Origin of the sequence: Luteimonas padinae, from assembly GCF_014652935.1 — a bacterium.
Taxonomy (GTDB): domain Bacteria; phylum Pseudomonadota; class Gammaproteobacteria; order Xanthomonadales; family Xanthomonadaceae; genus Luteimonas; species Luteimonas padinae.
In genome coordinates this window covers 71,686-92,788 of record NZ_BMZT01000005.1, presented here as the reverse complement: position 1 = coordinate 92,788, position 21,103 = coordinate 71,686, and the positions used below count along the sequence as shown (strand labels likewise).

13 protein-coding genes and 2 tRNA genes are annotated in these 21,103 nt (G+C 72.4%); 4 read left to right on the top strand and 11 right to left on the bottom strand.

The annotated features are described in order from the left end of the window. The first annotated feature begins 26 nt into the window (after nt 1–26). Entirely contained in the window at nt 27–2,915 is a 2,889-nt protein-coding gene (locus IE168_RS06965) for an EAL domain-containing protein (RefSeq protein WP_189496615.1), read from the top strand. Between the two features lie 22 nt (nt 2,916–2,937). On the opposite strand, the gene IE168_RS06960 is transcribed toward IE168_RS06965, so the two are convergent. The 4 genes from IE168_RS06960 to xseA form a co-directional block, all read right to left on the bottom strand. Next, nucleotides 2,938–4,644, bottom strand: coding sequence for a vWA domain-containing protein (locus tag IE168_RS06960; protein WP_189496613.1), 1,707 nt, complete (start codon nt 4,642–4,644; stop codon nt 2,938–2,940). A 94-nt stretch (nt 4,645–4,738) separates the two neighbouring features. Then, the gene (locus tag IE168_RS06955) at nt 4,739–6,280 is read right to left on the bottom strand and encodes an aldehyde dehydrogenase family protein (protein ID WP_189496611.1); all 1,542 of its coding nucleotides are present in this window, start codon (nt 6,278–6,280) and stop codon (nt 4,739–4,741) included. Between the two features lie 37 nt (nt 6,281–6,317). Then, the gene (locus IE168_RS06950; RefSeq protein ID WP_189496609.1) at nt 6,318–7,964 is read right to left on the bottom strand and encodes an acetolactate synthase large subunit; all 1,647 of its coding nucleotides are present in this window, start codon (nt 7,962–7,964) and stop codon (nt 6,318–6,320) included. Nucleotides 7,965–8,106: 142 nt separating this feature from the next. Next, nucleotides 8,107–9,450, bottom strand: coding sequence for an exodeoxyribonuclease VII large subunit (gene xseA / locus IE168_RS06945; RefSeq protein WP_189496607.1), 1,344 nt, complete (start codon nt 9,448–9,450; stop codon nt 8,107–8,109). Nucleotides 9,451–9,513: 63 nt separating this feature from the next. Here xseA and ispG point away from each other — a divergent pair, with 63 nt between their 5' ends. The 3 genes from ispG to IE168_RS06930 all read left to right on the top strand — a co-directional run bounded on the left by ispG (nt 9,514) and on the right by IE168_RS06930 (nt 14,954). After that, nucleotides 9,514–10,806: a flavodoxin-dependent (E)-4-hydroxy-3-methylbut-2-enyl-diphosphate synthase gene (gene ispG, locus IE168_RS06940; RefSeq protein WP_189496605.1), complete on the top strand. Its 1,293-nt coding sequence runs from the start codon at nt 9,514–9,516 to the stop codon at nt 10,804–10,806. Further along, nucleotides 10,796–11,485: a phosphatase PAP2 family protein gene (locus IE168_RS06935; RefSeq protein ID WP_229823221.1), complete on the top strand. Its 690-nt coding sequence runs from the start codon at nt 10,796–10,798 to the stop codon at nt 11,483–11,485. The genes ispG and IE168_RS06935 overlap by 11 nt, the downstream gene beginning before the upstream one ends. A 184-nt stretch (nt 11,486–11,669) precedes the next feature. Further along, nucleotides 11,670–14,954 (top strand): S8 family serine peptidase, encoded by a 3,285-nt coding sequence (locus tag IE168_RS06930; RefSeq protein WP_189496603.1) that lies wholly within the window; start codon nt 11,670–11,672, stop codon nt 14,952–14,954. Between the two features lie 77 nt (nt 14,955–15,031). Here the strand turns inward: IE168_RS06930 and IE168_RS06925 are convergent, their stop codons facing one another. The 7 genes from IE168_RS06925 to rnd all read right to left on the bottom strand — a co-directional run bounded on the left by IE168_RS06925 (nt 15,032) and on the right by rnd (nt 21,095). After that, nucleotides 15,032–15,901, bottom strand: coding sequence for a DMT family transporter (locus IE168_RS06925; RefSeq protein ID WP_189496922.1), 870 nt, complete (start codon nt 15,899–15,901; stop codon nt 15,032–15,034). Nucleotides 15,902–15,942: 41 nt separating this feature from the next. Beyond that, on the bottom strand, nt 15,943–17,001 hold the full coding sequence (murB, locus tag IE168_RS06920; protein WP_229823219.1) for a UDP-N-acetylmuramate dehydrogenase: 1,059 nt from the start codon (nt 16,999–17,001) through the stop codon (nt 15,943–15,945). After that, a complete protein-coding gene (locus tag IE168_RS06915; protein WP_189496599.1) occupies nt 16,998–18,056 on the bottom strand; it encodes a quinone-dependent dihydroorotate dehydrogenase in 1,059 nt (352 codons plus the stop codon). Before IE168_RS06915 ends, murB begins: the two co-directional genes overlap by 4 nt. A 10-nt stretch (nt 18,057–18,066) precedes the next feature. Continuing rightward, nucleotides 18,067–19,602, bottom strand: a complete 1,536-nt coding sequence (amaB, locus tag IE168_RS06910) for an L-piperidine-6-carboxylate dehydrogenase (protein WP_189496597.1) — start codon at nt 19,600–19,602, stop codon at nt 18,067–18,069. A gap of 93 nt (nt 19,603–19,695) precedes the next feature. After that, nucleotides 19,696–19,772, bottom strand: a tRNA-Arg gene (locus tag IE168_RS06905). Nucleotides 19,773–19,885: 113 nt separating this feature from the next. Further along, nucleotides 19,886–19,961 (bottom strand) — tRNA-Ala (locus IE168_RS06900). 15 nt (nt 19,962–19,976) lie between these two features. Beyond that, the gene (gene rnd, locus IE168_RS06895; RefSeq protein WP_189496595.1) at nt 19,977–21,095 is read right to left on the bottom strand and encodes a ribonuclease D; all 1,119 of its coding nucleotides are present in this window, start codon (nt 21,093–21,095) and stop codon (nt 19,977–19,979) included. Nucleotides 21,096–21,103 lie beyond the last annotated feature (8 nt).

Here is a 21,103-nt window from a genome sequence, read left to right as displayed (position 1 = left end):
GCGAGGGGGCTTGGCAGGTGCAGGCAATGCTGGACATCCCGGTGGCGTCGCCGCCCCGCAAGGTCGATCTCGCGGGGCTGGCGGGCATGCTCGCGCAGTCGCTGCCGACCGGGTCGACGGTCGCGGTCTGCTGGAACGACGAGCGGCTGGGCGAAGGCGAGTCCATCGTGGACGGCGCGCCCGGCCGGATGCTCGAGCGCGCGCGCAGCCTGGTGGCCGGCGCCTCGCCCGCCCGCGGCGGCGGCCGCACCGTCGAGGACGCCTGGCAGGAAGGCGAGGCCGCCGTGTCGATTGCCGCGCACCTGCCGGAAGCGCTGGCGCCGGGCTCGTGCGACGCCTGGCGCGCGCTGGCGCGCCGGCTGGTCTCGGCCACCCTGGCCTCGGCGCAGGCCGAAGCCCGCATCGAGTCGCTGCGCAAGTCCGAGCGGCTGCAGCAGGCCCTCTACGGCATCGCCGACCTCGCCGGCTCCGGCCTGGACATGGCGCAGGTGCTCAAGCGCATCCACGGTGTGGTCGGCGGGCTGATGTCGGCCGAGAACTTCTACATCGTCGCCTATGACGACATGCGCGCCACGACGCGCTTCCTGTACTTCGCCGACCGGCGCGACACCTGGGTCGCCGATCCGGAGATGGAGATCCCGCTCGAGGACATGCCGGCCAGCCTGACCGTGGCCCTGCTCCGGCACGGGCACCCGCTGCGCGGGCCGTCGGAGCGGCTGCGCGACCAGCTGGGCGTCGAGCGCGCGGCCATCCACGGTCCGGACTCCGCCGACTGGCTGGGCGTCCCGATGCGCCGCGAAGGTCGCGTCTGCGGCGCGATCGTGGTCCAGAGCTACGACCAGCCGGACTGCTACACCGACGAGGACCGCGCGCTGCTGGAGTTCGTCGCGCAGCACATCCTCACCGCGCTCGACCGCAAGCATGCACAGGCCGAACTGGAGCGGCGCGTGGTGGCGCGCACGCGCGAACTGCAGCAGGCCAACGAGGTGCTGCAGGCGGAGATCGTCGAGCGCCAGCGCGCCGAGCGCCTGCAGCGCGCGCTGTTCCGCATCAGCGAGCTGTCGTTCACCGCCGGCAGCGTCGAGGGCTTTTACAACGACCTGCACGCGGTGGTTGGCGAGCTGCTGTACTCGCGCAACTTCTACATCGCGATGGTGTCCAGCGATGGCGACCACATCGAATTCCCGTACTCGGTGGACGAGCGCGACATCGTCCGAAAGCCGCGGCGCATGATCCGCGGCCTGAGCGAATACGTGATCAAGAGCGGCCGCGCGCTGCTGGCCGACCACGCGGTCATCGCGCGCCTGGAGGCCTCGGGCGAGCTGCAGCACCATGGCTCGCTCGCCCATTTCTGGCTCGGCGTGCCGCTGCTGCGCGACGGCGTCGCGGTCGGAGTGATCGCCGTGCAGAGCTATTCGCCGGACATCGCCTTCACCATCCACGACCAGCGGCTGCTGACCTTCGTCGCCCACCACATCGGCGGCGCGCTGGCGCGCAAGCGCTCGCAGGACCACCTGAAGGCGGCCCACGCCGAGCTTGAGAACCGGGTAGAGGCGCGCACGCGCGAGCTGGAGGAGGCCAACCGCGAGCTGCGCGCGCAGATGTCGGAGCGGCTGCGCGCCGAGGAGCGCCTGATCCACCAGGCACGCCACGACCACCTGACCGGGCTGCCCAACCGCATCCACCTGCTGGAGCGGCTGGACGCGGCGATCGCCCGCACCCGTGCCCAGGCGCGCGGGCCGTTCGCGGTGCTGTTCCTCGACCTGGACCGCTTCAAGCTGGTCAACGACAGCGTCGGCCACGCCGCCGGCGACGAGATGCTGGTGGAGGTCGGGCGCCGGATCGCGCGCCTGCTGCGCGAGGGCGACGTGGTCGCGCGCCTGGGTGGCGACGAGTTCGCGGTGCTGCTGGGTGATGCCGGCGACGAGGCCGCGGCGCAGGCGGTGGTGTCGCGCATCCTGGCCGACCTCGGGCGGCCGATGTGGATCGCCGGGCGCGAGCTGTTCCCCTCGGCCTCGGTGGGCATCGCGATGTGGCAGCCGCGCTACCACCACGGCGAGGACCTGCTGCGCGACGCCGACGCGGCCATGTACCGCGCCAAGGCCCTGGGCCGCGATCGCAGCGAACTCTTCGACGAGGAGATGCGCGCCGAGGCCACGCGCCTGCTCGACCTCGAGGCCGACCTGCGGCGCGCGATCCTGTCCGACGCCTTCGAACCCTGGTTCCAGCCGATCGTCGACCTGGCCGACGGCCGGGTGGTTGGCCACGAGGCGCTGCTGCGCTGGAACCACGAGGTGCAGGGGCCGCTGCCGCCGGGCGCGTTCATCGGCGTCGGCGAGGACAGCGGCCTGATCGAGCAGGTCGACTGGCTGGTCTACCGCCGCGCGTTCCAGTGGATGGCGCGGCATCACGAGGGCTACGTTTCGATCAACGTCTCGCCGCGCCACTTCCACTCCGACAATTTCGCCGAGCGCCTGCTGCGGATGCTCGAGGACGTCGGTGCGGACCCGGCGCGGCTGCGCATCGAGATCACCGAGGTGGCCCTGCTCGACGACGCGCCGCGCGCGCTGCGCATGCTGAAGACCCTGCGCGCGCGCGGCGTCTATGCGCTGCTCGACGACTTCGGCACCGGCTTCTCGGCGCTGTCGTACCTGCACCGCTTCCCGATCCATGCGCTGAAGATCGACCAGAGCTTCGTGGCCGGGCTCGACGACGAGATGCACCCCGAAAGCCTGGCCCTGGTGCGCGCGATCCTGGCGCTGGCCGGCACCCTGGGCATCGACACCATCGGCGAGGGCGTGGAGACCGCGGCCCAGGCCGAGACCCTGCGCCAGCTGGGCTGCACGATGGGCCAGGGTTTCCTGTTCGGGCGGCCGATGCCGGCGCCCGCCGCCGGAGACCGCGGCGCGGCCTGAGCGGCGGCGGGACGTGGCCATGTCAGTCGCCGCGTGAGGCGGCCGCGTCGCGCGTGGCCACGCGGCTGGCCTCGACCAGGGTGGCGAACTCCCCGCGCAGGCCCCAGCGGTCGTCGCCGCGCGTGGCGCGTGCGCTGGCCGAGATCGCATCCCAGTCCCAGTCGCCGAGGTGGTGGCCGCCGCGCAGGGCATCGGCGAAGGCGGCGACCGTGGCGGCGAAGCGCAGTGCTTCGCCGGGCTGCGGGCGGATGTCGTCGCGGCGCAGCGGCACTTCGATGAGATGGCTGCGCTCGCCGGCGGGGAGCTTGTAGCGCAGGCGCAGGTGGGCGAGCTCGCCGCGGTGCGCGGCCGTCGCCGGCCTGTCGCCGTAGCGCAGCGGCGGCAGGCGCTCGCCACCGGAGCCGGCCAGCGCGATCTCGTACAGCGCGGTGACCTCGTGCCCGGCGCCGATGTCGCCGGCGTCGACGCGGTCGTTGGCGAAATCCTCCTCGCGCAGCATGCGGTTGGCGTAGCCGACCAGGCGGTACTCGGCGACCACGGCCGGGTTGAACTCGACCTGCACCTTGACGTCGCGTGCGATGGTCAGCAGCGTCGACGACATCTCCTCCACCAGCACCTTGCGCGCCTCGAGCAGGGTGTCGATGTAGGCGTGGTTGCCGTCGCCGGCGTCGGCCAGGCGCTCGGCCATGGCGTCGTTGTAGTTGCCGGTGCCGAAGCCGAGCGTGGTCAGGGCGATGCCGGAGCTGCGCTGGTCGGCGACCAGCGTTTCGAGCGCGTCGCGGTCGACGGTGCCGACGTTGAAGTCGCCGTCGGTGGCGAGGATCACGCGGTTGGCGCCGCCTTCGACGTAGCCCTGCCGGGCCATGGCGTAGGCGAGGGTGATGCCGGCACCGCCGTTGGTGCTGCCGCCGGCCTGCAGGCGCTCGAGCGCGGCGAGGATCTCGCCCTTGCGGTCGCCCGGCGTGGGCGGCAGCACCAGGCCCGCGGAACCGGCGTAGGCGACGATCGAGACCTTGTCCTGCGCGCGCAGCTGGTCGGTGAGCGCGCCGAAGGCCTGGCGCAGCAGCGGCAGCTTGTCCGGCGAGTGCATCGAGCCGGAGGTGTCGACCAGGAACACCAGGTTTGCCGGCGGCAGCTCCGCCTTGGGCACGTCGTAGCCCTTGATGCCGACCATCAGCAGGTGGCGCTTCGCATCCCAGGGCGCGGGCGCGATCTCTGTCGTCACCCGGAACGGCACCTCGCGCGTGGCCGGGGCCGGATGTTCGTAGCTGAAATAGTTGATGAACTCCTCGGCGCGCACGGCGTCCGGAGGCGGGCGCACGCCCGCGCGCAGCATGCGGCGGACGTTGCTGTAGCTGCCGGTGTCGACGTCCACGGAGAAGGTCGACACCGGATGCTCGGACGCGCGGCGCACGGGGTTGTCGTCGAGGTCGGCGTATTCCTCGCGGTTGACCGGCGGCGCGGGCGTCCACGGAGGCGGCATGACCGTGTACGCGGCGGCCGAAGCGGGCGCGGCGGCGCGTGCGGCGAGTTGGCGTCGCGCGCCGGTGGCTTCGATGCGCTCCAGGGCCGCGTCCTTCGCGGCTGCGGGCGGCGGGGGCGGCGCGTGCACGGCGCCGTGTGCCGGCGCGGCGTCGGCCGTAGGGTCAACGGTGGTGGAGGGCGAGGTCTGGCAGGCGGCGAGCAGCAGGCTGGCCGCGAGCGCGGCGGCGAAGGCGGTGCGGTTCATGGCGGGCTCCGTCGAAGGACGGGGATGACAACGCCCGGACCCACCCCACGGGGTTACCCGCCATGCTCCTGCACGGTAGGTCTGGATCTGCTGGTCAGCCGCGGATCACCAGCAGCCGCGGCTCGGTCATGTCCTCGATCGCACTGCGGATGCCCTCGCGGCCGAGGCCGGAATCGCGGACACCACCGTAGGGCATGTTGTCGACGCGGAAGCTCGGCACGTCGCCGACCACGACGCCACCGACCTCGAGGTGGTCCCAGGCGCGCATGGCGTGCGCCAGGCTGGCGGTGAACACGCCCGCCTGCAGGCCGAAGTCGCTGTCGTTCGCGCGCGCCAGCGCCTGGTCGAAGTCGTCGAAGGGTTCGAGCAGCGCCACCGGCCCGAAGACCTCCTTGCGGTAGAGGTCGGCCTCGCGCGGCACGTCCTCCACCAGCGTCGCCGCAAGCATGTTGCCCTCGCGTCCGCCACCGGCCACCAGCTTCGCGCCGGCCTTGCGCGCGGCGCGGATCCAGGATTCGACGCGGATGGCCGCGTCCTCGTCGATCATCGGGCCAATGAAGGTCCGTTCGTCGCGCGGGTCGCCCATGCGCAGCGCCTGCACCGCGGCCTTCATCCGGCGCTTGAGCTTCGGGTACAGCTCGCGGTGCACGAGGATGCGCTGCACGCTGATGCAGCTCTGTCCGGACTGGTAGTAGGCACCGCTGACCAGGCGCTCGACGACGTGGTCGAGGCTGGCGCCGGGGTCGGCGTCGACGATGCAGGCGGCGTTGCCGCCGAGTTCCAGCGTGACCTTCTTCTTGCCCGCGCGGGCCTTCAGCTCCCAGCCGACCAGGCCGCCGGTGAAGCTCAACAGCGCGATGCGTTCGTCCTCGACCAGCTGCGAGGCGTCCTCGTTGCTGCAGGGCAGGATCGAGAAGGCGCCCTTCGGCAGGTCGGTCTCGGCCAGCACCTCGGCGATGATCAGCGCCCCGACAGGGGTCTTGGCGGCGGGCTTGAGCACGAACGGACAGCCGGCTGCGATCGCCGGTGCGACCTTGTGCGCGACCAGGTTGAGCGGGAAGTTGAACGGCGTGATGAAGCTGCAGGCGCCGATGGGCACGCGCTTGACCATGCCGCGGTAGCCGCGCGCGCGTTCCGAGACCTGCAGTTCCAGCACCTCGCCCTCGATACGCGTGGCCTCGCCGGCGGCGATGCGGAAGGTGTCGATCAGGCGCGCGACTTCGCCGCGGGCGTCGCTGATCGGCTTGCCGGCCTCGATGCACAGGGCGAGCGCGAGTTCGTCGGCGCGCTCGCCGAAGCGGCGCACGCAGTGCTCGAGCACGTCGCGCCGGGCATCGGGCGGGAACGCGGCCATCGCCGGGCGCGCGGCGTACGCGGCCACCAGCGCCTTGCGCACGGTGGCGGCGTCGGCGAAGGCGACGCGCGTGGCGACCTGGCCGCTGTACTTGTCCAGGACCTCGAGGTCGGTGTTGGCGGCGACCGGCCGGTTGGCCAGGTAGTAGGGATAGCTGCGCGCAAGTCCGCCAGCCGCGCCGGTGGCCTTCGCCTTCGCGTCCTTCCCGGTGTTCCCGGCTTTGCCGGCCTTCGCGCCGGCCCGGGATCCCGTCGTCGCCTTCACCTGCTTCTTCTTCGCCATCGCCTGCCGTCCTCCGTTGCGCCGCCGTCCGCGGCCGTCATTCCACCGCGGCGCTCAGCCGCGGGATCTCATCGTTCAGGAGCCAGTCGTCCTCGCCGTAGTCCACCGGCACGTCGATCAGGTGCACGCCCGGGATCGCCAGGACCTGCCGCAGCAGCGGGAGCAGTTCGTCCGCGGATGCCGGCCGGTGGCCGCGCGCGCCGTAGCTCTCCGCATACTTCACGAAGTCCGGGTTGCCGAGGTCCATGCCGAACTCCGGATAGTCCTCGTGCGCCTGCTTCCACTTGATCATGCCGTAGGCGTCGTCGCGCAGCACCAGCACCACCAGGTCCAGCTTCAGCCGCACCGCGGTCTCCAGCTCCTGCGAGTTCATCAGGAAACCGCCGTCGCCGCAGACCGCGACCACCTTGCGCGCCGGATGCACGATGCGCGCGGCGATCGCCGAGGGCAGGCCGGCGCCCATGGTCGCCAGCGCGTTGTCGAGCAGCAGCGTGTTCGGCCGCCGGCAGCGCTGGTTGCGCGCGAACCAGAGCTTGTACAGGCCGTTGTCCAGGCAGGTGATGTCGTCCGGCCCCAGCGCCTGCGCCAGGTCGGCGACGATGCGCTGGCAGGCCATGGGGAAGCGCCCGTCCTGGCTGCGCTCCGCGAGCTGGTCGCACAGCGCGGCGCGCACGCGGTCGAAGAACGCGAAGTCCCAGTGCGGCTGCGGCTCGAGCGCTTCGCCCAGCCGCCATACCGCTTCGGCGATGTCGCCCACCACCTCGAGCTGCGGGAAGTACACCGCATCGACTTCGGCGCCGTCGTAGTTGACGTGGATCACCGTGCGGCGGCCCTCGCGCATGAAGAACGGCGGCTTCTCGATCACGTCGTGGCCGATGTTGACGATGCAGTCGGCGGCATCGATGGCGCGGTGCACGTAGTCGTGGTCGGACAGCGCCGCGGTGCCGAGCCACAGCGGGTCGGTCTCGTCGAGCACGCCCTTGCCCATCTGCGTGCTGAAGAAGGGGATGCCGAGTCGGTCGACGAAGCCGCGCAGCGCACGCGCGGTGGTCTTGCGGTTGGCGCCGGCGCCGATCATCAGCAGCGGGTGGCGGGCAGCGCGGATCGCATCGGCCGCGCGCGCGATCGCCTTGTGCTCGGCCAGCGGCCGGCGCGAGTACGACTTCGCGATCGGCGTCGCGTCCGTCGCATCGCCGGCGACGTCCTGCGGCAGCTCGAGGTGGACGGCGCCGGGACGCTCGTCCTCGGCGCGGCGGAAGGCCTCGCGCACGCGCGCCGGGAGGCTGTCGGCCGAGACCAGCTGGCGCGTGTACTTGGTCAGCGGGCGCAGCGTGCCGACGGTGTCGATGATCTGGAAATGGCCCTGGCGGCTGCTGCGGATCGGCTTCTGGCCGGTGAGCATCAACATCGGCATCGCGCCGAGCTGGGCGTAGGCCGCGGCGGTGACCAGGTTGGTGGCGCCGGGGCCGAGCGTCGACAGGCAGACGCCGGTGCGGCCGGTGAGGCGGCCGCAGGTCGCGGCCATGAAGCCGGCGGCCTGTTCGTGCCGCGTCAGGACCAGGCGGATGCGCGAGGTGCGCAGCGATTCGATCAGGTCGAGGTTTTCTTCGCCGGGGATGCCGAAGACGTGGTCCACGCCTTCGGCCTCGAGTGCGGCAACCAGCAGGTCGGACGCCTTGGCCATGGGCAGCGGGTCCTCGGGCAACGAGTGGACCGGCAGTATGGAGCGCGCGACGTTAGCGCCGGGCGAGCATGGCGCGACGGCCAGGTCCTGCGCATGCACGGCGCCTGCATGCGCGGCCACGAGTGGTCGTGGCCGCGGCCGGTCAGCCTTCGTCGCTCTCCACGCGCAGCCGTAGCGCGCCGTCGGCCACGCGCGCCGACAGCCGGTCACCGGCGGCGACGTCGCCGGTGCTGCGCACCACGCGGCCATCCGCATGGCGGAGGATGGCGTAGCCGCGGGCGACGGTGGCCAGCGGGCTCACCGCTTCCAGCGAGCGCGCGACGCCGCGCAGGCGCAGCGCATCGGCCTGCAGCCGGCGCGCGACCGCGGCCTGCATGCGCGGCGCCAGCCGGTCCAGGCGCTCGCGCAGCTGGGCGAGCCGACGCTCCGGGCGCGTTGCACGAAGCACCGCGCCAGCGTGGCGCAGGCGTGCGTGCGCCGCCGCTTCCCGCGCCTGCCAGGCCGCGTGGAGCCGGCGCAGCGCCTGCTGCTGGCGCTCGCCCAGGGCGTGCAGCCGCGCCTGCGGCGCCACCACCTGCAGCCGCAGCGCCGCACGGTCGGTACGCTGCATGCGCTCGCGCATGCCCTGGAGCTGCAGCACGCCCAGGCGCTGGTGCAGGCCGCGCACGCGGGTGGCGACGTCGATCGCGCTGGGCACCAGCAGCTCGGCCGCGACCGACGGGGTGGGTGCGCGCAGGTCGGCGGCGAAATCGGCCAGGGTGAAGTCGGTCTCGTGGCCGATGGCCGAGACCACCGGCACCGGCGAGGCGGCGATCGCGCGCGCCAGGGCTTCGTCGTTGAAGGCCCACAGGTCCTCCAGCGAACCACCGCCGCGGGCCAGCACCAGCACGTCGTAACGGCCGCTGGCGCCGGCGCGCTCGAGCATCGCGCGGACCTGGGCGGCGGCGCCGTCGCCCTGCACGGGCACCGGCAGCACGTCGGCCTCGACCAGCGGGAAGCGCCGCGCCAGCACGCTCAGCACGTCGCGCACGGCCGCGCCCGACGGCGAGGTGATGATGCCGATGCGGCGCGCGTACGCCGGCAGCGGCCGCTTGCGGCCCTCGTCGAACAGGCCCTCGGCCTGCAGCCGCGCCTTGAGCTCATCGAATGCGCGGCGCAGCGCGCCTTCGCCAGCCTCCTCCAGCGAGTCCAGGATGAGCTGGTAGTCGCCGCGCGCCTCGTACAGCGTCAGCCGGCCGCGCGCGAGCACGCGCAGGCCGTCGCGCGGCTGGAAGCGCAGCCACTGGCTCTTGGGCTTGAACAGGGCGCAGCGCACCTGGGCGCGGGCGTCCTTCAGGGTGAAATAGAGGTGCCCCGAGGCCGGGCGGGAGAGGTTGCCGAGCTCGCCCTCGACCAGCACCACCGGGAACGCGTCCTCGAGCAGGTTCCGCGCAAGGGTGTTCAGCTGGCTGGGGGTGAGGACGTTGTCGCGGGCGGGGGCTGGCATGCCGTCAGGATACCGTCCCCCGCCGCCAACCCAATGCCACCCCGCGCGGACTAAAATGGCGGCATGAACGCAACCCCCGACACCACCCACGCCGGCACCCTCCAGAGTCTCCAGGAGTGGGCCTTCGGCCCGGCCCTGCGCCGCGCCACCCGGCAGGTGATGGTCGGCAAGGTCGCCGTCGGCGGCGACGCGCCGGTGGTGGTGCAGTCGATGACCAACACCGACACCGCCGATGTCGATGGCACCGTCAGGCAGGTCGCCGCGCTCTGGCGCGCGGGCTCCGAGATGGTGCGGATCACGGTCAACAACCCCGAATCCGCCGCCGCCGTCCCGCGCATCGTCGAGAAGCTGGCGATGATGGGCGTCGAGGTGCCGATCATCGGCGACTTCCACTACAACGGGCACCAGCTGCTGGCCGGGGAGCCCGCCTGCGCCGAGGCGCTGGCCAAGTACCGCATCAATCCCGGCAACGTCGGCTTCGGCAGGAAGAAGGACCTGCAGTTCGCGCAGCTGATCGAGTTCGCGATGAAGTACGACAAGCCCGTGCGCATCGGCGCCAACTGGGGTTCGCTCGACCAGTCGCTGGCGACCGCGCTGATGGACGAGAACGCGCAGCGCGCCGAACCCTGGGACGCGGGGCGCGTGCTGCGCGAGGCGCTGATCCGCTCGGCCATCGATTCCGCCGAACGCGCGGTCGAGCTGGGCCTGGGCCGCGACAGGATCATCCTTTCGGCCAAGGTCAGCGGCGTGCAGGAACTCATCGCGGTGTACCGCGACCTGTCCGCGCGCAGCGACTTCGCCCTGCACCTGGGGCTCACCGAGGCCGGCATCGGCAGCAAGGGCATCGTCGCCTCCAGTGCGGCGCTGGCGGTGCTGATGCAGGAAGGCATCGGCGACACCATCCGCATCTCGCTCACGCCCGAGCCCGGCGCGCCGCGCACGCAGGAGGTGGTGGTGGCGCAGGAGCTGCTGCAGACCATGGGCCTGCGCGCGTTCACGCCGATGGTGACCGCCTGTCCGGGCTGCGGCCGCACCACCAGCGAGTTCTTCCAGGAGCTGGCCAAGGTGGTGCAGGAGCACGTGCGCGCGAAGATGCCGGAGTGGAAGATCACCCGCCCCGGCGCCGAGCACATGACGCTGGCGGTGATGGGCTGCGTGGTCAACGGCCCCGGCGAGTCGCGCCACGCCGACATCGGCATCTCGCTGCCCGGCACCGGCGAGGCGCCGTCCGCGCCGGTGTTCGTCGACGGTGAGAAGGCGATGACCCTGCGCGGCGAGAACATCGCCCACGAGTTCGTGGCCCTGGTCGACGCCTACGTCGACCGCCGCTACGGCGCGGCGGTGCGTGCCGACTGAAGATCCGGGAACGCCGCGCCCGTCGGCCGCAGCGCGCGGCGGCGGGCAGGGCGCGCCGCCACGCATCGGTCCGGCGCTGCCCTGGCTGGTCGCCGGCGTGCTGCTGCCGCTGGCCGCGTTCGCCGTCCTGGCCGCGATGGTGGCAGCGGGACCGCCCGGCTTCGACCTGTCGCTGGCCGGCATCGCGCAGCGCGGCCTGGGCGGGCCCATGGATCCGGTCTGGCTGCTGCTGTCGCGCTTCGGCCATGAGTGGGGCGTGGTGCCGGTGGACATCGCGCTGGTGGCGCTGCTCCTGCTGCGGCGGCGCTGGCGCGCGGGACTGTTCGCGGCCGTCGCCCTGGGCGGCTCCGGCCTGCTGAACATGGCGGCCAAGCAGCTGTTCGCACGCCCGCGGCCGGACCTGTGGATGCCGCTCGCCCCCGAGCACACCTTCAGTTTCCCCAGCGGCCACGCCATGGGCTCGATGACCCTGGCCTGGGTGCTGGTGCTGCTGGCCTGGCGGACGCCGCTGCGTCGGCCCCTGGCCGTGGGCCTGGCGGTCTTCGTGGCCGGCGTGGGCTGGTCCCGCGTGCACCTCGGCGTGCACTACCCCTCGGACGTGCTCGCCGGCTGGGCGCTCGCCACCGCCTGGACGGTGGCCTGCCGGCTCGCGTTTCGTCGTGGGAACGGCGCCGGCTGATCCGTCGCCGGCCGGCGGCAAGGTGTGACGGCGGCAGCACTTGCGGCGCCCCTTCTTTCGGGAGATGCTCCGACGCGCAGCGACACAAGGCGCTGCGCGTCCGGCACAGGGGCCGGCACGCCGCCACGGCGGTTGCCGGGACCGGATGCACGTCATCCATCCGAGGGGGAGAGAACCCGTGATCATGAAGTCCAGCTTGGCGAAGGCGGTGGCTGCCGCCGTCGTCGTGTCGGCCGCAGGCGCGACCGTGGTGGGAGTGAAGTCGAGGAGCGCGGCGACGGCCGCAGCGCAGCCAGCGCCCGTTCCCGTCTCGATCGCCGCCGCGAAGGCGCCGAAGGAAGCGCTCGAGCCGCATATCGTGCTGTTCGCCGAGCCGTCGCTGGCCGCCTACCGCGGCGGCGTGCGCGGGCTCGCCGCGCCGGCGCGCCACGCCGGCGGGCGCATCGACGTGTCCAGCCGTTCGGCCGGCGCCTATGTCGACTACCTGCGCAGCCGCCAGGCCGCGCGCGAATCCGACATCAGCCGCAGCCTCGGCCGCGGCCTTCAGGTCTCGCACCGGATGCAGCATGCGGTCAACGGCATCGTGGTGGCGCTGGCGCCGTCCGAAGCCGCGAAGATCGCCCGCATGCGCGATGTGCGCCTGGTCGAGGGCTACCGCGAGTACGCGGCCGACACCGACACCGGTCCGGCCCTGATCGGCGCGCCGGCGGTCTGGTCGGGCGCCGCGGCGGGCAGCGAGTACCAGGGCGAGGGCATGGTGGCCGCGATCCTGGATTCGGGCATCAACTTCGGCAGCCCCTCGTTCTCCGCGGTGGATCCCGTCGACGGCTACACGCACGTCAATCCGCTCGGCGCCGGCACCTACCTCGGCACCTGCGCGCCTGGCGGCGTCGACGAGGGCCGCTGCAACGACAAGCTCATCGGCGGCTACGACTTCGTCTGCGAGGCGCCGGGCAATACCTGCGCCAACCCCGGCTTCCGCGAGGAGCCCGGCTTCGGCGACACCAACTCGCACGGCACGCACGTGGCCTCCACCGTCGCCGGCAACCGGCGCACCGTCGGCATCAGCGGCGCGCAGGCGGACATCTCCGGCGTGGCGCCGCGCGCGGGCGTGATCGCGTTCGACATCTGCTACACCAACATCTCCACCGGCCAGGGCCTGTGCCCGAACGTGTCCGCGGTCGCGGCGGTGAACCAGGTCGTCGCCGACGGCGTGGCCGACGTCATCAACTACTCGATCGGCGGCGGCTCGCAGCCGTGGAGCGAGGCGGTATCGCTGGCCTTCCTCGACGTCGTCGAGGCCGGCGTGTTCGTCGCCAGCTCGGCCGGCAACAGCGGTCCGGCGGCCAATACCCTCGGCCACCTCGAGCCGTGGGTGTCGTCCACGGCCGCGTCCCAGCACGGCCGCGAAGGGTTCTCCTTCCTGATGCAGGTCACCGGACCGGGCACCGTGCCGGAGCCGCTCACCGCCATCGAGCTCACCACGGGCGCGAACGGCGTCGGCCACACCCAGCCGTACCCGGCGAACACGCCACTGCGCGTCAGCCCGACCATCGATGCCGTGGACGACGGCTGCGCCGGCTATCCCGCCGGCAGCTTCAGCGGTGCGATCGCGGTCGTGCGCCGCGGCAGCTGCAGCTTCACGATCAAGGTGAACAGCGCGGGCGCCGCCGGTGCCGTCGCCGTCGTGATCGCGAACAACGTCGCCGATCCGCTGATCCCCTCGGTGCCCGACACCACGGTGCCGGCGTTCGGCGTGACCCAGGCGATCGGCAACGCGCTGCGCGACTTCCAGCAGGCGAACCCGACGGCCACCGCCGCGATCGGCTACCCGGCCACGCCGGTGCCGAACACGCCCGATGCGCTGGCGGACTTCAGCTCGCGCGGGCCGGCAGGCAGCTTCAGCATGATCAAACCGGACGTCACCGCGCCGGGCTATGCGATCCTCGCCGCCGTCTCCGGCACCACCCTCACCGGCTCCGAGAACGCCGTCGGCCTGATGAACGGCACCTCGATGGCGTCGCCGCACCAGGCCGGCGCCGCGCTGCTGGTGCGCCAGGCGCGTCCCGACTGGAGCGTGTCCGAGGTCAAGTCGGCACTCGCGATGACGGCGACCAGCGAGGTCTTCCTCGAGGACGAGGTGACCCCTGCGAATCCGTTCGCGCGCGGCTCGGGCCGGATCCGCGTCGACCAGGCCGTGCGCGCGGGCCTCGTGCTCGACGAGTCCGCCGAGAACTACCTGGCGGCCGACCCGGCGGACGGCGGGGACCCCTCGACGCTGAACCTGCCCACCCTGGCCAACCGCAACTGCGAGACCAGCTGCACCTTCACCCGGACCTTCCGCAACGTGGACGGCCGCGTGCAGACCTGGACGGCCAGCCTCGGCGGCATCCGCGGCAAGGTGGCACCGATGGTGGCGCGCGTTCCCGCCAACGGCACGGTGACCTTCCACGTGACCATCGACAGCCGCGGCCTGCCCAACGACGGCAGCTGGAGCTTCGGCAACCTGCAGCTCAAGGCCAGCGGTCTGCGCGGCGGCAAGGCCGATCCGGTGCTCAACCTGCCGGTCGGCATCGCGGTGCAGCCGCCGGTCGCGAGCCTGCCGCCGGTCACCGCGGCCAGCGTCGCCGCGGGCGGCCAGGGCTCGGTCAGCATCCCGCTCGGCAATACCGGCGGCTCGGTGCTCAACTGGTCGGTCGACAACACCGGTGAGGCGATCAGCCGGCTGGTGGAGCGCTGGCGCGGTGCGGTCGGCAGCGGCTTCCGTGCGACCCGCTACACCGACCCGGCGACGGCCGGCCTGCTGGCCCAGTTCTCGGGCGACGACTTCGTGGTGGATTCCGCGACGCGCCTGACCGGGATCTCGGCCGAAGGCTTCGTGGTCAGCGGCGCAGCGCTGGCCACGGCCGCGCAGTCGCTGCAGTGGAGCATCTACCCGGATGCCGCCGGCCTTCCCGCCGGCAATCCCCTGACCAGCGCCGATGCCGCGGTCTGGACCTACTCCAGCGCGCCCAACGGCGCTGGCGTGACCCTGGCCGGCGGTCGCATCAGCATCGACCTGGATGCGGCGGGGCAGGCGGTCACCCTTCCGGCCGGTCGCTACTGGGTGGTGATCAACACCACCGGCACCTTCGCCAACCGCTGGGCGTGGTTCGGCAGCGCGGACGGGCAGGGTGGTTTCGCCGGCATCAACATCGCCACCAACGGCACCGGCGCGTGGGCCGCGAACACGGCGTTCAACAGCCTCGACCTGCAGGTCGACGGCGAAGTGCCGTGCGGCGCGAGCTGGCTCGGTGCGATCGCGCCGTCGTCGGGCGCGCTGCAGCCGGGCGACAGCCAGCCGCTGGTGGCCCAGCTGCTGGCCAATGGCCTGGCGGCGGGCAGCTACTCGGGCTACGCCTGCGTGGCGAGCAACGATCCGGTGGCGCCGCTGAAGGCCACGCGCGTGGCGCTGACCGTCACGCCGTGACCGGCGCAAGCCTGCGGTGATGCAAGCGAAGGGCCCGGGAAACCGGGCCCTTCGTCATTGCGGGGGTACGGCCGGACTCATTCCGCCGGCTTGGCCGCCTCGGCGGGCGCGGTGGTCGCCGCACGCCGCGCCAGCTGCACCTCGCGATGCGCGATGTAGATGTTGGCGGCGAGGATGATGCCGGCGCCTGCCAGGGTCCAGCGCGTGGGCGCCTCGCCGAACAGCAGCCACGCCGCCAGCGCCACCAGCGGCAGCTGGACGAAGCTGATCGGCTGCAGCGCCGAAACCTCGCCGATCTTCAGGGCCCGCGTCCACAGCAGCTGCCCGCCGGTGCCGAAGGCGCCGAGCAGGAGCAGCCAGAGCCACTGGATGCCCTGCGGCCACTGCCAGGCGAACAGCGCCGGCACCAGCGAGATCGGCACCCAGAACACGTAGGTGTAGAAGACGATGGTGTCGGCGGCGTCGACGCGCGAAAGCTGCTTGATCTGGATCGCCACCAGCGCCGCGAGCAGGGCGCCGGACAGGGCGACCAGGGTGCCGAGGCTGAACTCGGTGCTGCCGGGACGCACGATCACCAGCACCCCGACCAGCCCGATGACCACCGCCGACCAGCGCCGCAGGCGCACGGTCTCGCCGAGGATGAACACCGCGGCCACGGTCGCGAACAGCGGCGTGGCGTAGGACAGCGCCACCGCCTGCGCCATCGGCAGGTGGCCAAGCGCCCAGAACCCGCACAGCATCGAGGCGACGCCGATCGCGCAGCGCACCAGGTAGCGCGGCAGCTGCTTCGTGCGCGGCAGCTCCCGGCGGCCGCGGAACAGGAACGGCAGCAGGAACAGCAGGCCGAAGAGGTTGCGGAAGAACGCCACCTCGTAGGTCGACAGGGCCTCGGACGCCAGTCGGATGGTCACCGCCATCGCGGCGAAGAAGCTGGTGCTGCCCAGCATCAGCAGCGCGGCGCGGGCCTGCGGGCTGGATGCGGCGGGGCTCACCAGCTGGCGCCGACGATGCGCGGCTCAGGCTCCAGCGCCACGCCGAAGCGCGCCTGCACCGAGCCGGCGATCCGTCGCGCCAGCGCCAGCAGCTCCGCACCGCTCGCCTGGCCGTGGTTCACCAGCACCAGCGCGTGCCCGGGCGCGACGCCGGCATCGCCATCGCGATGGCCCTTCCATCCCGCCGCGTCGATCAGCCAGCCGGCGGACAGCTTGCGCAGGCACGGGCCCGCCGTGAACGAAGGCATGCCGGGATGCGCGTCGAGCAGGCCCGCGGCCTGGCCTTCCGGCACGATCGGATTCTTGAAGAAGCTGCCCGCGTTGCCGAGCACGGCCGGGTCGGGCAGCTTGCTCCGGCGGATCCGGCAGACGGCTTCGGAGACCAGCGCCGGCGTGGGCTCCACGACGCCCATCGTCGCGAGTTCAGCGCCGATGCCCGCATAGCCGAGCTGCAGCCGCGGCGTGCGCGACAGCGCGAACTCCACCGCCGTGACCACCCAGCGCCCGCTCTCGCGCTTGAAGCGGCTGTCGCGGTAGGCGAAGCCGCAGTCGTCCGCGGCCAGCCGCACCGGGCGTCCGGCGTCGCGGTCCCAGGCCTCGACGGCATGCACGCGCTGGTCGATTTCGACGCCGTAGGCACCGATGTTCTGGATCGGCGCGGCGCCCACGGTGCCGGGGATCAGCGACAGGTTCTCCAGTCCGGACAGCCCCAGCGACAGCGTGTGCTGCACGAAGCCATGCCAGCCGTGCCCGGCCCCGGCGCGCACCACCACGTGGTCGCCGTCGTCGCCCACGACCTCCACGGCGTCGCCGGTCAGGGCCAGCGCAACGCCGTCGAGCGGCGCGGCGAACAGCAGGTTGCTGCCGCCGCCGAACACGAGCAGTTCGGCCCCGGCGATCCGGGGATCGGCGAGCACGGCGGGCAGGCTGCCCGCGTCGGACACTTCGACCAGCCACGCCGCCCGCGCCGGCACCCGGAAGCTGGTGCGCGCGGTCAGGTCGGCGTCGCGCGTCCAGCGTGCGGCGGACCCGGCTTCGGAAGCAGCGGTGCTCACAGGTTGGGCAGGTTGCCGCGGCTGGGGGCTTCCTTGCGGCGGCGGATCGCCTCCACGCATTCGCCGATCAGCGCCGGGCCGCGATAGACCAGGCCGGTATAGAGCTGCACCAGCGAAGCCCCGGCCGCGGTCTTCTTCGCCGCGTCCGCGCCGGACAGGATGCCGCCCACGCCCACCAGCGGGATCGTCTCCGGCAGCCGCGTGCGCAGCATCCGCAGCACCGCGGTGGACTTGTTCATCAGCGGCTCGCCCGACAGGCCGCCGGTCTCGTGCGCGTGCGCGTGGTCCTGCACGGCGATGCGCGACACCGTGGTGTTGGTGGCGATCACGCCGTCCACGCCGAGGTCGCCGAGCACGCGCGCGGCGGCGTCTATGTCCTCGTCGCTGAGGTCGGGCGCGACCTTGACCAGCAGCGGTACGCGGCGGCCATGGCGCGAGGCCAGACGCTCCTGCGCCTCGCGCAGCTCGCCCACCAGGCGGCGCAGCGCCTGTTCCTCCTGCAGCTCGCGCAGGCCGGCGGTGTTGGGCGAGGAAATGTTGACGGTGACGTAGTCGGCCAGCGGGTAGACGCGCTCCAGGCAGTGCAGGTAGTCGGTGTGCGCCGACTCGTTGGGCGTGTCCTTGTTCTTGCCGATGTTGATGCCGAGCACGCCGCCGCCGCTGCGCCTGGCGCGCGCGACGTTGCGCACCAGCGCATCCACGCCGGCGTTGTTGAAGCCCAGGCGGTTGATCACCGCGCGGTGCTGCGGCAGGCGGAACATGCGCGGCGCCTGGTTGCCCGGCTGTGGCCGCGGCGTCACCGTGCCGACTTCGACGAAGCCGAAGCCCAGCGCCAGCAGCGCGTCGATGTGTTCACCGTTCTTGTCCAGCCCGGCGGCCAGGCCGACCGGGTTGGGGAAGTCCAGGCCAAGGGCCTTGACCGGGAACGGGCGCGGCGCGCGCCCGAGCAGGCGCTGCAGCCGCAGGCGGTGCAGCGCCTCGAGCGACGACAGCCCCAGGCCATGCGCGCGCTCGGCGTCGAGGGCGAACAGGAAGGGCCGCGCCAACCCGTACATGGGGGTGTCCTCAGAGGTCGAACTTGATGCCCTGGGCCAGCGGCAGCGCGTCGGAGTAGTTGATGGTATTGGTCTGGCGGCGCATGTAGGCGCGCCACGCGTCCGAACCCGACTCGCGGCCGCCGCCGGTCTCCTTCTCGCCGCCGAAGGCGCCGCCGATCTCGGCGCCCGAGGTGCCGATGTTGACGTTGGCGATGCCGCAGTCCGAACCCGCCGCCGACAGGAAGGCCTCGGCGCGCTTGAGGTTGGTGGTGAAGATCGCCGACGACAGGCCCTGCGGCACGTCGTTCTGCATCGCGATCGCGTCCTCGAGCTCCGAGTACTTCATCACGTACAGGATCGGCGCGAAGGTCTCGGTCTGCACCACCTCGGCGTCGTTGGCCAGGCCGGTGACGATGGTCGGCAGCACGAAGAAGCCCTTGCGGTCGGTCAGCGCGCGGCCGCCGGTCTCGACGGTGCCGCCGCTGGCCTTGGCCTTCTCGATCGCCGCCAGGTAGGCGTCGACCGCCGCCTGGCTGTTGAGCGGGCCCATCAGGTTGGCGGCGTCGGTGGGGTCGCCGATCTTCTTCTCGACCTGCGCGTAGCCGGCCTTGAGCTTGGCCAGCACGTCGTCGTAGATCGACTCATGGATGAAGGCGCGGCGCGTGGTGGTGCAGCGCTGGCCGGCGGTGCCGACGGCGCCGAACACGATCGCCGGGATGGCGAGCTTCAGGTCCGCGGTCTCGTCGACGATCATCGCGTTGTTGCCGCCGAGTTCCAGCAGCGAGCGGCCCATGCGGCGCGCGACGCGCTCGCCGACCTGGCGGCCGACCTTCGTGGAACCGGTGAAGCTGATCATCGCCACGCGCTTGTCGTCGACCATGCGCTCGGCCAGCGAGTTGTCGGTGTCGTTGAACAGGAAGAAGAGGTCGGGGAAGCCGCCCTCGCGCAGCGCCTCGTTGCACACGCGCATCGACGCGATCGCCGACAGCGGGGTCTTGCCCGAGGGCTTCCAGATCGAGATGTCGCCGCAGACGGCGGCGATGAAGGAGTTCCAGGCCCAGACCGCGACCGGGAAGTTGAACGCCGAGATGATCCCGACGATGCCCAGCGGATGCCACTGCTCGTACATGCGGTGGCCGGGGCGCTCGGAGTGCATGGTCAGGCCGTAGAGCTGGCGCGAGAGGCCGACGGCGAAGTCGCCGATGTCGATCATCTCCTGCACCTCGCCGTCGCCTTCCGGCTTCGACTTGCCCATCTCCAGCGCGACCAGCGAGCCGAGCATGTCCTTGTTCGCGCGCAGCGCGTTGGCGCACAGGCGGATGGCCTCGCCGCGCAGCGGCGCCGGGGTGGTGCGCCAGGACTTGAAGGCGCGCTGGGCGCGCTCGACGATCAGCTCGTAGTCGGCCTCGGAGGCGGCATGCACCTGCCCCAGCACCTCGCCGTCGGTCGGGTTGACCGGCTCCAGCACGCCGGCGTCGCGGGTCGACGCCCACTCGCCATTGCCGAGGTAGGTGCCGGATTCGCTGCCGGACAGGCCGAGGGCGGTGAGGACGGGGTGGGTCATGCGGAAGAACTCCTGAGTCTTGGCCGCGGCGGGAACGCCGCGCAGCTTGAAGGGAGCAGCGGCCAAGGCCGCGACGGATGCGTGGAATGCGGATGGCGACCCCGGCACGATTCGAACGTGCGACCTTCCCCTTAGGAGGGGGACGCTCTATCCAGCTGAGCTACGGGGCCCGATCCGGCGATTTTCGCATGGAGCCGCGACTTTCCCAACCTCGCCGGCCCGTGGCAGGCCCGGAAAGGAAAAGCCCCGGGAGCCAGCGCGCCCGGGGCCTTCCTTTGGATCGTGGTGGAGCCAGGGAGGATCGAACTCCCGACCTCGTCATTGCGAACGACGCGCTCTCCCAGCTGAGCTATGGCCCCACAGGGGATCGCATTCTATACGCCTGCCTCGCCGCTCGGCAATTCCCCCGCGGCGCCCGGCAGCAGGGGGGCCAGCACCGGCTCCAGCCGCGCACGGCGCCATGTGCCGAATACCGACCAGTCGCCTTCGTCCTTCAGCGCCTCCAGCTTGCGGCGGGACGCCAGCACCCCGTCGGGCAGGCCGAGTGCCGCGCTTTCGGCGGCCACGGCATCCTGCAGCCGCCGCAGGGCGCGCTTGTCGCGCTCGTCGATGCGTACCGGCGGTGCGTCATCCTCGTCCGGCAGCGGCGTGGCCAGCGCGTCCAGCAGCTCCGCGGCCAGCTTGCGCGGGGCCTTGGGGTGGCGGTCGAGCACCGCTTTCAGCGCCGGCAGATCGGCCGGCGCGCTGCGCGCCAGGGTGGTCGCGAGCTCGTTGTCGAGCACCCAGCTGCGCGGGCGGTCGTGTTCACGGGCCCAGGCGTCGCGCCAGCGCAGCAGGCGCAGCAGGCGGAGCTGGGCGGCACGGTCGAAGTGCTGCGCGCTGCGGATCGGCAGGTGCGGCCAGCGCTCGAGCCCGCTGTCACGGGCGGTGGCGATCATGCGCGCGCAGTCCTCGCGCAGCCAGTCCATGCGGCCGAGCGCCTCGAGCTTCGCGGACAGCGCGTCGTGGAGCTCGAACAGGTGGCGCACGTCGTCGGCGGCGTAGGCGAGCTGGGCGTCGGACAGCGGACGGCGCGACCAGTCAGAGCGGGTCTCGCCCTTGTCCAGGGTGACGCCGGCGATGTCGGCGACCAGGCGCTGGTAGCCGGCACCGGCCGCGATGCCGGCGATCGCCGCCGCCACCTGGGTGTCGAACAGTGGCTCCGGCACCGCCCCGCAGGCGTGCTGGAGGGCGACCAGGTCCTCGCTGGCGCTGTGCATCACCTTGGTGATGGCGGGGTTGGCCAGGATGCCGCGCAGGGCCTTCGCCATGCCCGCAGCCTGCACGTCGACCAGCAGGATTTCGTCGCGCACCGCCACCTGCACCAGGGCCAGGTGCGGCCACCAGGTGCGCTCGCGGATGAACTCGGTGTCCAGGCCGATGCGGGAGGGCGGGGTGTCGAAGCGTGCGAGGAGGGCGGCGGGCTCGGCCACCCAGGTGAAGTCGGGTTCCATCGGCGCCA